Annotated in this window: 9 protein-coding genes and 1 pseudogene; 3 read left to right on the forward strand and 7 right to left on the reverse strand. The window is 32.3% G+C overall.

What is annotated here, in order from left to right:
* Window positions 1-489: 489 nt before the first annotated feature.
* The 3 genes from ABH968_RS27270 to ABH968_RS27280 form a co-directional block, all read right to left on the reverse strand.
* On the reverse strand, window positions 490-1,602 hold the full coding sequence (locus tag ABH968_RS27270; RefSeq protein WP_370049092.1) for an FRG domain-containing protein: 1,113 nt from the start codon (window positions 1,600-1,602) through the stop codon (window positions 490-492).
* 175 nt (window positions 1,603-1,777) lie between these two features.
* Entirely contained in the window at window positions 1,778-2,053 is a 276-nt protein-coding gene (locus ABH968_RS27275) for a hypothetical protein (protein ID WP_370049094.1), read from the reverse strand.
* A 555-nt stretch (window positions 2,054-2,608) separates the two neighbouring features.
* Entirely contained in the window at window positions 2,609-3,001 is a 393-nt protein-coding gene (locus ABH968_RS27280) for an N-acetylmuramoyl-L-alanine amidase (protein ID WP_370049096.1), read from the reverse strand.
* 352 nt (window positions 3,002-3,353) lie between these two features.
* Here ABH968_RS27280 and ABH968_RS27285 point away from each other — a divergent pair, with 352 nt between their 5' ends.
* The 3 genes from ABH968_RS27285 to ABH968_RS27295 all read left to right on the forward strand — a co-directional run bounded on the left by ABH968_RS27285 (window position 3,354) and on the right by ABH968_RS27295 (window position 8,348).
* The gene (locus ABH968_RS27285) at window positions 3,354-4,415 is read left to right on the forward strand and encodes a hypothetical protein (RefSeq protein ID WP_370049098.1); all 1,062 of its coding nucleotides are present in this window, start codon (window positions 3,354-3,356) and stop codon (window positions 4,413-4,415) included.
* A 659-nt stretch (window positions 4,416-5,074) separates the two neighbouring features.
* Complete coding sequence (locus ABH968_RS27290) at window positions 5,075-6,250, forward strand: hypothetical protein (protein WP_370049100.1); 1,176 nt, start codon at window positions 5,075-5,077, stop codon at window positions 6,248-6,250.
* 391 nt (window positions 6,251-6,641) lie between these two features.
* On the forward strand, window positions 6,642-8,348 hold the full coding sequence (locus ABH968_RS27295; protein ID WP_370049102.1) for a methyl-accepting chemotaxis protein: 1,707 nt from the start codon (window positions 6,642-6,644) through the stop codon (window positions 8,346-8,348).
* 131 nt (window positions 8,349-8,479) lie between these two features.
* Here ABH968_RS27295 and ABH968_RS27300 read toward each other — a convergent pair whose 3' ends face one another.
* From ABH968_RS27300 to ABH968_RS27315, 4 genes and pseudogenes are all read right to left on the reverse strand, one after another.
* A complete protein-coding gene (locus ABH968_RS27300) occupies window positions 8,480-9,904 on the reverse strand; it encodes a hypothetical protein (protein WP_370049104.1) in 1,425 nt (474 codons plus the stop codon).
* A gap of 246 nt (window positions 9,905-10,150) precedes the next feature.
* A complete protein-coding gene (locus ABH968_RS27305; RefSeq protein ID WP_370049106.1) occupies window positions 10,151-10,468 on the reverse strand; it encodes a hypothetical protein in 318 nt (105 codons plus the stop codon).
* A gap of 653 nt (window positions 10,469-11,121) precedes the next feature.
* On the reverse strand, window positions 11,122-12,039 hold the full coding sequence (locus tag ABH968_RS27310; RefSeq protein WP_370049107.1) for an HNH endonuclease: 918 nt from the start codon (window positions 12,037-12,039) through the stop codon (window positions 11,122-11,124).
* Window positions 12,036-12,215 (reverse strand): annotated as a pseudogene (locus tag ABH968_RS27315) (hypothetical protein); the annotation flags it as partial. The pseudogene ABH968_RS27315 and the gene ABH968_RS27310, both read right to left, overlap by 4 nt.

Here is a 12,215-nt window from a genome sequence, read left to right on the forward strand (position 1 = left end):
TCGCCACGGACACCCTTGCACTTGGCTAGTGGTTCGCATATCCCAACGCCCACAGTGAACTTTCATCACCTAGTTGACGGACATGCCCGGCACACAAAAAGAAGTCGCTCTCCATGGAAAACGACTTCAAACCTGCTCAAATTATTGAATTTAAAGCTAAAAAAAAGTGAAATTGTTACTTCAATTTTCAAAAGCCTTTATACATCTATACTTTGAGCTATTTCTCATATCATAATAATAGTCAAATTTAGCTTTTATTTTCTTCAGAAATAATAATAATTTCAATGTTTCTTTGTTTGTAGTTCTTCTAATATTGATTCTCCAAGCACCAAATAAAATTATCTAATTTTTAACATAAACAAACTCTTAGCCGATGAGCTTATAGGCTCAATTCCGCTAATACTCTAAGTTAAGCTTGTAGTAAAAGAATAAGTAATTGCGTTTATCAGCTTCTTTATTATAATTAGTAACCATAATTTTTAATAGTTATTAGAAAAACTTATTATTAATGTAATTTGCTATATTGTCAAAATCACCATAAATACTTTTTGTATTAATCCCAATGAAATCTAATTCTTCTAAAATTTCATCCTGATTATTAATTACAATAGTTCCATCAGGAGTAATTTTTTGTTTTAATATGGAATTGGGTTTATCTTCATTTTTTGTTGCGTAGGTATAATACTGTTGGTATATGAAAATCCCTTCCTGATTACGTATTCTATCAAACTTGTATGGGGTTTTATATATGAAATATGGCATTTTAGGAAAGGCAATTTCTAGCGATTCTATATTTTTTGGTTTAACAAATGACATAAATGATAGAGAGTCAAAGTATTCCATCAATAGAATTAAATAATAACACGTAAGGAAAGGTACTCCCTCTATGTTTATGCCATACCTAGATAAATAATTTGATAAAAATTCCCCTATTTTATCTATATCTGAGCCTTTTTTACATTCATTAAACTCCTCAATAAAGGTTGAGAATCCATTTGTAATTTTTGAAAGATGTAGTAATTGTTCAGTAAGAATATTATTAAATTCAATATTATTATCATTTCTCCAGAAAAAATCGTCTAAATACATTCCTATAGTTTCAAAGAATTGCTTTTTATTAAACATTTTTAAAATATTATAACTTTGGGCTGGTGGCTCAATTAAATCATTAATTAATTTAGAAATATCAATTGTATTCTTTTTATCAATTAAATATACATATCCTTTTTGATTTGATAATTTACTATTTGTTGTTGAACAAGCAAAATATAAAGCTACAAGGGGGGAGGTTGTAAAATCTAATAAATTTGTTGTTAGTCCATGATGCTGACTAAATGCCAGAAAGTTTTTACGTTCTAGTTCTCCAATATTGGAGGCAATCTCAGAATAATAATAGTTAACCACGTCTTCATAAAATGAACTATTATTATTTTTTAAAAGGAATGATTTGTCTTTCCTTAACAGTGAAGAAGAAATTGTTTGGTATTTTTCATTCTCCCCTCTAAAATAATAATCACTAAGTTTTTTTTCTTTAATAATCGATATGTATTCATTAAGTGTATTAATTACAATTGGACCCGAATCTACCCCTGAAGAAATCATCTTTTTATTACCTCCATCATCATTACAGTTAATCTCTTTTTGAAATAAATATTAGTGTTTTATCGTATTTCTGTAATTCCAAGTATTTTATGATCTAGCAAATTTATTTTCTCTATGCCACTTTATATATCGCTTCTGATTCTCGCTCATTTTAATTTTCATTTTTTCATTGAAATTAAGGATTAAGGAAAGACTTTTTCCCTATATCAATAACTTTTATGTTTTCATCAACTTTGTAATTGGTATTTTGCTTGAATTTAATTATCCTTAAATCCTTTAATATTGAATGTTCAGCAAGTTCCAGTCTGTTTATCCCTTCTTCCACATCCACTTCTAATACCTTTAACTGAACTGCTAAATATGTATTACCCTTTACATTTTCATACCAATATTCAGCGGTTTCATCATCATTTGTATATTGAGGTAATGTGTCTGTTACTGTTCTCGCCACGATACCTCCACTTCCTTTATTCGAACCGTCTGAACGCCAAATATATACTTCATCTCCTATTGTATTTGGTTTGCAAAATTAAATTGACGGATAGACCACCAAATAGATTCATTTTCCAATAAATAATCATCTACATTAAATCTTTTTGGGTTTCCTTTGGAAATCCAAGTATTCAATTGTTTCACCCCTAAATAAATTGGGGGTAACAAACATCAAACTTTTTCCCAAAACATTAATTGGTTCCTCCAAAGTTAGATGAATTTACCCTTTTTTATAGATTTCCAAACATTTTATATCGATTTAAAAAATGGTAATATTTACTTACATTGTAACTATCACTTACTAATAAGTAAAGATTTTGTTCGTTCATCAAGGAATTGTTTCCATCCTTAAGTATCGTTAATAAATAAAACAAAAAAGAGCCTGGGACAAAACTAGTCGAAACCTTAAAAAGCGCAAGTAATCAATGTTTTAAAATTGATTTCTTGCGCTTTTCTGATGTAAATTTTTAAATCTTGCTTTGAAAATATACTTATATCCCAACCTCTTTTGTTATTACGCAGCCTCAATATTTGCTATTTGTGCTAGTTTAGCTCTCTTTATTTTATTTGCTCCTATTTTTGCAGCTTCAGCACCAGTAAATGTACCAGTTTTAACCCGCCATAACCTTCCATCTTGTTCAATGTAAACCACCCAACCGAAACGATGCTTTAAAACATCAAGAACATTTTCTGCGGCTTGAATTGTGCTATATATGCCTGTTAAAACGCGATATTTATTGTTGTCTACAATAGGATTAGGTTGTTGCACAGTACCACTTGCTACTTTAACCATTGCGATGAATTGCGACCAACTCACCTTTCCAGAGCGCATTTTTCGAGGACAGTTTTTTCCACTAAAGTGATTAGGTTGAACAACGTTGCTTATTGAGATACCTTCATCCTTCATGATTTTTGCAACTATCTGATTCTATATTTATAGAAATAGCAAAGGCTGTTTAGTTACCCTAATGAAAGCATGGATGATTTTTACTACAATCGGTGTCATTGTTTTTGTTATTTTAATTGTAGTTTACGGATATGGTGATTTATGTGATTGAAGGTGTAACGTCACCAGCGTCACTTCTAAGAGTAGCCTAATCGATTGCATAAAAAAATAAAATGAAGGTTGTTTTATTCCCCCTCTTAAACCCTTTACTTATATGAGAGCGAGAAATCGTTGATAACAAGGTTCGTGGATAACCTTAATCAACGACATCCACTAGTCTCACATCTCAAATAACTTTTAGGAGGAAATAATAATGGCTTCATGTTCTCAATCTGATTTAACTGCTGTGACAATCCCAAATGTTTTACCATCTTTAAACTTATACGGTAAAGCAAGTAATAATCAACGTTTTTTCTTGTCTGATAATCCAGAAACTATTAATAGCTCTGTTCCATTTACTAATGGTTATGCAACGCTTTGGGCAGATACTGCACCTGGATTATTGAGTGTAACTTATCGGATGTTTGTTTGGCATCTAAATAACACAGGTGCGACTATCAAGTTCGGTGTTACCATTGGTAATGGTTCAAGTGGCAGTACTTATAAAGTCTCTGGTGTTAAAGACTGTATCGATACTATTACCGGCTTTGTAGCTCATGGGAAATGTGCCGCAAAAGCTTTACTCGGAAATACATTAACTCCTAGTTCTCCGGTTGAAAGTTCCATTGCAGCGGGGAAAGTTGGATTAGTTAAAGAATGGAAAGTACCAAATGGTTATTTGGTGGGTGGAATTATTGAGTTTACTTTATCGTCTAGTTCTGCAATGTCTTATAAAGTCAGAACAGTAGCTGCTAAAAGTACTACTGCCGATCTTCGTAGTAATCAAAATGCAGTTGTGTCACCAGTTGGGACTCATCCGCGTGGTTCTTGGAACTTTTCCAATATCGACGGCTTTGGTACTTCAGGTGGCTCTGCTGCTCTATATACTGTCGGAGACGGCAATAAAAGTTTCTCCATAAGTAATGGAAGTAATGACAACTTAATGACTAAAGACACTAGCTATACGCCTGGCGATGCTGTAGCAACTAATAAGGGGCATTATGGTGTTATTTACAAGGCGAATATCACTTTCAATAATCCAACTCAAGCCGATAAGACATTAAAGGTATATTTGACAGGTCGTGGAGGTCCATACGGCGGTGCTGTACGTTGGAACAACGGTACAACTCACGGTGTTCCTACACTGTCTTCCAATACCCAAGGTGTTCGGATTGCTACATTTACTGTACCTAAAGGAACTAGTGTTACACATTCAGTCTATACTTCTACAGCTGGCTCGCTTAACACCCCAGCGGCGATACTGATTACAGAGTAATTAAATATATTAAAGAATTTCTCGTTAAATAAAGGAACCCTGTAGCTTATCGCAAATTCTCCGATGAGCTACAGGGTTCTCTACATATCATAATATACTATTCATTCAGAAACATCTTGGAACGTTAAACCAGGGAAAACGGTATAACTGCTTAATTGGGTATCACTAATTATTTGAGCTTTATCTATAAGGTATCCCTTACTCATATAAGGAGTTACATCAAGGTCCCACTCGGTCACAAACGGCGTGGATAAGTTCATGTAATGAACATAAGTTTGAGCAGATATTTAAGTTTTTTTCTTTAGGTGCAAGTATATAAAGTCTTTGTTATTAACAGTAAAAATACCATGCTGATCCAAGTCCTTAATTCTGTTTCCTTACCCCCTTCTTCAAAAGCAATGTGATGGATACTTTCTTGTCCATTTATATAACGTAATACGATTCTTATTTTTTCATCTGATGTAAATTCGCTCAAAAAACACCCCGTAAAAGTTAGATTTTATGTCTAACTTTTACGGAGCAGTTCATCACGGAGTGGTCTTTTAGTTCTCTTTTTTAATTAAAAAACTAACTTTTTTTTAAAACAACGAACTTTTTTAGATGGTAAATCGTCTAATTATTGGTAATACCTGATTTTTTAAATAAAAGGAGAAATACATATGAAAAAACCGATCAAAAAAACTTGGATGATTGCTTCAGCACTTACAATAGGAATGGCTGTTCTGACACCACTTCAAGCAGGGGCTGCATCAGTAGAAACAAAAGATAATAGTAGCATTACTGTTCAACTTGAACAAAAAATTACAGGAACTATTAAAGACATTTATGATGATGGAATGAATCTCAAAGGAAAAGATGGTAAAAATTACTTTATCAGTTTCCACAAATTTTCTGATGAGCAAATTGAAAAAATGAAATTAGTAGAAGGACAGGAAATCTCTGTAGAAGGTAACACTGTAGAGAGTTATTCAGACTTCTTCACATTTGAAGTATTTAAAAAATACTTCCCTAAGGAGATGACAAAACAAGATTTAACAAGATTAGAAAAATTGTTCAATGAAATGAAGCAGCTGCAAAAAGGATTTTCAAAAGAGATAAAATTAACAGATGAAGAAATAGAAAAGAAACATGAGGAACTAGAAAAAATTTACGAAGAAATACATAAAATCACAAAGCCGTATACATTAGCTAATTGGCAACCTCAATCATTTGAAGAATATATGAAAGATTACGGATTTAATGGGAAAAATATTATTATTAAAGAAAACGATAACGCACAACTTAAAGCTATTTATGAAGAATGGATAAAGCTTAAAAAAAGTGGTGATGAGGAAAAAGCTAACAAAAAATATGAAGAGTTTGATAAAATCCTTGAACCATATTTAGATGCGCTAAATGCACCAGAAACATTTGAAGAATTTATGGATAGCTATAAGAAAGTCACGGAATTTTTAGATATCCCAGCTGAAACTTTAGCCAAACTAAAAACTCTTCATGGGGATTTACAAAAAGCATTAAAAGCTGAAAATGATGAGTTATATGATAAGTTACACGAAGAATTCTATGGACTCCTTAATCAGTTCGAAAAGCCTCAAACATTCGAAGAATACATGGCTGACTTTGAATTCAAAGTTAGTGAAGCAGATAGCAAGAAATTAAAACAACTTTATGAAGAATACCAAGCACTTGATAAAAAAGGAGAACAAGAAAAAAGCGAAGAAACATGGGAAGCTTTTTACAATATTTTAGAACCATATTTTGAAGCAAATAAAGAAATTCTTATTTCAGCTTCTAAAGTAACGATAAACAGCCAAGACCATCTTCCACAACATTAACCAGTATAAATTCGGGGTTATCCTAAAAGTCATTAAACAATGATTTAGGGATTAACCCCTTTCTTATTTCCTTATAGATCAGTACAACACACTTTATGTGCGATTTGGCCTCTACAGATGATGATTTAATCACTTTCCTATTCAAACAGCCTTACTATGCGCCCTACAAATACGGTAAATTTCGTTCCCCTTATTTTGGATTTTTTCCGAGTGAACTCGATTGCAATAAGCTGTAACACTTCATCTTTCATAAATATCCCATAATTCTCTCTTCTCTTTTTTAAATCTTTGATGTGCTATATTATTACAAGATCTAAATTACTCATTATATCCAATGTTATTACTATATCCCACTTTTTTTGAAGATAATTGAGATGATGGAGGAAATATTTTGAAAAACTTATCGATTAAAAAGAAACTTCTAACACTTATTACGTCCGCTGTTATATTTTTGCTGATTATTTCTGGTGGTGGTTTTTATTACATTAACGATATGGCAAAAAAATCTAGTGAAATGTACGACGAATCACTTTTGCCAATTCAACATATCGGTCAAGCTCGAACTGATATTCGTGCGATGGATTCTTTCGTTTTAGAACTCATGATTACTACGGATGCAAATGATAATGCTGAACTAAAGACAATGATCTCAGAGAGAGCTGAAAGTGTTAAAGACTCAATCGAGAAATTTGAAGCTATTTACAATGGAAATGAAGATGAACAAAAACTGTTAAAATCTCTTAAATCCAATGTTGATGGTTATTTTAGCACTATGGAAGATGTTATTGATTTGGCTAGTCAGAACCGAAACGCAGAAGCCTATTCTATTTACACCACAATTTTAGATGATTTTGCTGAGAATATGGCAAGTGATGCACGCAATCTTATGACTCAAAGTTCTGAAGATGCCAATAAACTGAATGAAGAAAATAAACAAAGTCTATTCACTACTATGCTTATTTCTTCCATTCTCTCTGTTGTGGCCATTATTTTCTTTATTACATTGGCAACATGGATTGCACGTTTAATTGTGAATCCAGTTAAAGAGTTACAGGCAAATATGTTAAAGGCAGGCAACGGTGATTTGACTGCCCAAGGTACATATTCATCCAAAGATGAAATCGGTCAATTAACACAATCATTTAACACGATGATTAATAATATTCGTAATACAATAACGAAAGTGACTGAAACTGCTAATCATGTAGCCTCAGCATCTGAAGAGTTAAATGTTAATGCTGCAGAAACTACAAAAGCAACAGAGATGGTTGCAAATACGATGGAAACTATCGCTCATGGATCAGTAGAGCAACTAAATAGTGTTTCCAACACAGTCAATACCGTTAATGAGCTTTCGACAGGTATTCAACAAGTGGCTGGAAATGCTCAAGCTGTAAGCGAACTTTCAGGGGATTCTTTATCCTTAGTGATAAATGGTATGAATGCCGCGAATCAAATGAATCAACAAATGATAGACATCACAGAACAAGTAAAAGGCTTATCCGATGTTGTCGACTTGTTAGGAAAACGTTCTAATGAAATCGGTCAAATTATTGATTCGATTACAGCAATTGCTGAACAAACTAATCTGCTTGCCCTGAACGCCGCAATTGAAGCCGCACGTGCTGGCGAGCATGGGAAGGGCTTTGCCGTCGTTGCAGATGAGGTTAGAAAATTAGCAGAACAGTCTGCTGTTTCTTCAAACCAAATTGAAGTGTTGATTTCAGAGACACAGAAAGATACTCAAACGGCTGTTGAATCAATGAAGTTAGTAACAGCGGGAGTTAATGAAGGAATTAAAACAACAGAAAATACACGTACTACTTTCGCTTCAATTCAAGGTGCCATTCAAAGTGTTACGATGCAAGTAGAAGAAGTATCTGCAGCAGTCGAACAAATGGCAGCAGGCACCGAAGAAATTGTTGGTAGTGTGAATACGATCCACTCCATAACTAAATCTAACGCAGCAGGCACAGAGAGTATTTCTGCTACGACTGAAGAACAAACGGCATCAATGGAGGAAATTTCATCATCTGCTTATGCACTTGCAAACTTGGCAGAAGAGTTAAGGGAATTGGCAGCTCAATTCCGTGTATAATCTCATAAAGGGAGACAGCACCACTCTTAACATTTAAGTGTAACTTTGTACATTTTTTAAGGAATAAACTTCAGTCATATAAAAAGAAGCGGCAAGATTATTTTTTGATCTAAACCGCTTCTTCTATTATGTTAAGCCAATCCTATATACCAATTAAATAAATTGTTAAATTTTGAATCACTCTCTAATTCTGGAAACCTATCTATTAAAATGGTATAAGTTTGTAAGTAGGAAGGAATAGCTTTCTCTATTATTACATTTATTGGTAAATCAGTTAAAAAATAATAACCTTGCACTCTTAATAGCATATAGTCATTCTCATTTTTAAACAACTTCTCTCCTTCCTCTTCTGATAATCTAAATTTAAATGAAGGTAAATCTTGAGATGCATAAGCTTCAATTTTAATACCATTATAATTATCTGTATTACCGTCAATGTCTAACCCTATTTCAATAATTTTCTTTATACAGTTTATCAAGAAATCCCCTCTCATATAATTAACATACGAATAAAGAGAATCTTTATCATATAAAACTTTTAGCATATTTGAAATATTCCTAGCTTGACGCTCTTTTCTTTCTAAAATTGACTTATAATCTCTAAAATCCCTTTTAATACTTAGTAATTCATCTTCATTCACTGTATTAGTTAACTTATCCTTTAGTTCTCCTACCTTTTCACTTAAAAACGGTATCATTTCAAATTCTATTAAATATAAAGGCAATTTGCCTTCTCTTAAAATATCATTCGCTTTATCTACCAATAAGAAAAGCTCTGTATCACTTGTTACTAATTCATTTTCGTTTTTAATTCTGATAATTAACTCTTCCGCTTTCTCTTCAGTATTTTGAACTGACATTAATCCATTATTATCAGACCGAATTTCAACTTCTTCAAATATCCGATTCTTTATTTCATTTAAAATTCCGTTTTGATTTACACTATTTTTAACTAATTGGTTTACTTTTTCATTAGTATCACTTAATAATTGAGCTGTAAACATTTTATAAATCTCATCCGTAAGTTTGATTTCAAGAATAAATTCACTTTTTGTATATGTATATATGTTACTTTTAATTTTATTTATGTATATTTCTGAAGGAATATCATAAGATAAGGCTATTTCTATTAACTCCTTTTCAACATCTTCTTTATTAGAAATAGTTCCGTTAGGGTTAATCATTCTAGATAAGTCATGAAATACTATTTCTAAATCTAAAGTCGAATCTAGTGATTTTTCGATACTATCTAATTTTTTATCAATCTCATTATTAAATTCTTTCAAACGATTTATAAGCCACACTTCTTGTGTTGCTTCTATTTCAGTTATTGTAATAACTTCTATGTTTACTCTCTTTAAAGCCTTAAAAAAAGCCCTATTGATTCCTTTTTCTAAATCATTATTTAAATACCTTTTTTCTTCTTCATTTTTATTTAGAAATTTATTTAATGCATTATCACAAACTTTCCCAAGTGGTTCCTCTATAACCTTTCTTTCAATGAAAGAACCAATTGCTGCTTCTACCATTCCTGTCACTACTGTTAAACCTATCATCTAATTCCTCCTACACTTTTAACTAAGATAAACAGTTTCCACTTACCACTCAATTGTAATGTGCTACAAAAAATAATCCCTAAGAATAACCATATATGGATCTATATTAATTAAGAGATTTATTTAATAAGATGTATATTCTTTACCAGAATTTAATTGGGCATCTAAAATTTTATAATTATGAACCTTGTTTTTATATTCTTTATCAATATCACCCTTATAAATAAATTCTCCATAAGGGCTTAGTTATCCTGAAATAATCGGTACAAATTCTCTCAAAATCTTTTTACCATTTTCATCATACATCTCAACATAGAAGGAACCAAAAATATTTCGATTTCCCTTATTCGTAACTACAAGTTCCCATTTATCTTCATTTTCCATAATAATAGGTTTATCAAACTTAATATTCTCCAATGCAAGTTCCTTTGCTTCTTCCATTTCTAATTTCTCTATTTTCTTTTCATACTTGTACGATTGGTATTCAGTAAAAAGTAAATTACCTACGAAAACGGCTATTATACCTAATACCGTTATACCAATGTACATCCCCATTTTCTTCATTTACTTATTTCTCCTTTTGTACTATTTATCCCTAATTAATTATAGATTATTATCTATACATTTTCGATAAAAAATATTATTCTAACAAAATGCACATCACGTTATTACGGAGTGCATTAGGTACTACTGTTTTATGATGCGACTGTTCTCTCTACAATCACTAATCAGTTTGAGCAGATATTTAAGTTTTTTTCTTTAGGTGCAAGTATATAAAAGTCTTTGTTATTAACAGTAAAAATACCATGCTGATCCAAGTTCTTAATTCTGTTTCCTTCCCCCCTTCTTCTCGAGCAATGAAGAGCCTATATAAAGAAACTTTGGAAGTGATGTACAAAAGTAAAGTGTACCCTTTGTAAAGGACATTTTAAAAAAGCTCTATGCAACTTGAAGATGATGATGTCTGTATTGTGTAGGCGTCATTCCTCATTTTCCTCCATGTTATTACTAGGTAACGGGATTGTTTGCAAGTTGTTTGCTTTAAAAGAAAAAAGAGCTTAGAATCCTTTTAAGTAAAGGATTCTAAGCTCTTTTTACTATTCCCTCTCAATTGTTGCTGTTGGCTTAGATGTAATATCGTACAGTACGCTCACCAACCAGTCTAATAACATACGGAGAGAGAAGCATATAAATCTTGCTTCTCTTTGTCAATTTCTCTATATAAACACGTTCTTCTTATGCCACTTAAAATACTTCTTATTTTCTTCGTAACGATTCACCCGCATTTTAGGATGAATACCATACTTTACATAATCCAATTCATCAATTCGTTCAGAGATATGTATCTTGCCTGTACCATCAAATGCAATATAGCCTTTGTCATATAATGCATCGTGATTACAGCATAGCAACAAACCATTAAAAGCATCTAATCTTTCTTCATTTGTGCTATCCTTCCACGGCTTTGAATGACTTGCTCTAAGCATTGCAGGTAAATCAATACCACATAATGCACATTGATGATTCCATAATGGAGCTAACGCCTCTTTATATTTCTGCTGACCTTTACGAATTTTCACTTTTGCTTCCGCGTCTGTCTCAACTAATATTGGTACAAGTTTATTGCTTTCTCTACTTACAACAGAGCCAATTGCAAACTCTAATTGCTCCTGATTTTCTTCATAGATATTCAAATCACTAATCAATTCTAATAACTTAATTGCGAGCGTTTCATTACATGGGTATAAATAACCTTGATTGCCATTTCCATCTTGCTGGAAAGGAGAATACTTTAAGGGTAGAAGCAGTAAAATCGCATCAAAATTTGCTTTTATATTTAGCGGTATGTCTAACTCATGATATTCTAAATCTACTAAATAACCTGCATTTTCCCATTGTAAATAACTTTGCATCTCACCAGGTTTTGAAGCTTCATAATAATTAGACTGTGCGATACTAACAGCAACTAACTCTCCACGTACATAATGAAATACACAATCCCCTTTTAATACTTCTTTCATTCGATTCCATGAGTGCGGTACTTTACCTGATTTATCCTTTTGCGGTGACCAAATAATACCCGCTTCTTTTTCTTCTAAATAGGTATGCCCTTGCATTACAATATAATAATTCATCTAATTAACCCTCTATCTTGATCTTTCCTATATTTGAGTGTATATAAAGTAAACTTCCCCTTAATTATAACATCATCCTTATTCATACAGATAGGTAAGCCTTTGAAATTATCGCCAGCTTTTCCCCCTGTCCACACCGTACGTGCGACTTTCACCGCATACGGCGTTCCAACTAA

Source organism: Lysinibacillus sp. RC79 (genome assembly GCF_041262405.1).
Lineage (GTDB): Bacteria > Bacillota > Bacilli > Bacillales_A > Planococcaceae > Lysinibacillus.

What these genes read in the sequence shown, in the direction of transcription:
- ABH968_RS27285 (WP_370049098.1), top strand. Translation starts at nt 3,354, where the DNA reads ATGGCTTCATGTTCTCAATCTGATTTAACTGCTGTGACAATCCCAAAT.
- ABH968_RS27290 (WP_370049100.1), top strand. Translation starts at nt 5,075, where the DNA reads ATGAAAAAACCGATCAAAAAAACTTGGATGATTGCTTCAGCACTTACA.
- ABH968_RS27310 (WP_370049107.1), bottom strand. Translation starts at nt 12,039, where the DNA reads ATGAATTATTATATTGTAATGCAAGGGCATACCTATTTAGAAGAAAAA.
- ABH968_RS27280 (WP_370049096.1), bottom strand. Translation starts at nt 3,001, where the DNA reads ATGAAGGATGAAGGTATCTCAATAAGCAACGTTGTTCAACCTAATCAC.
- ABH968_RS27270 (WP_370049092.1), bottom strand. Translation starts at nt 1,602, where the DNA reads ATGATTTCTTCAGGGGTAGATTCGGGTCCAATTGTAATTAATACACTT.
- ABH968_RS27305 (WP_370049106.1), bottom strand. Translation starts at nt 10,468, where the DNA reads ATGAAGAAAATGGGGATGTACATTGGTATAACGGTATTAGGTATAATA.
- ABH968_RS27300 (WP_370049104.1), bottom strand. Translation starts at nt 9,904, where the DNA reads ATGATAGGTTTAACAGTAGTGACAGGAATGGTAGAAGCAGCAATTGGT.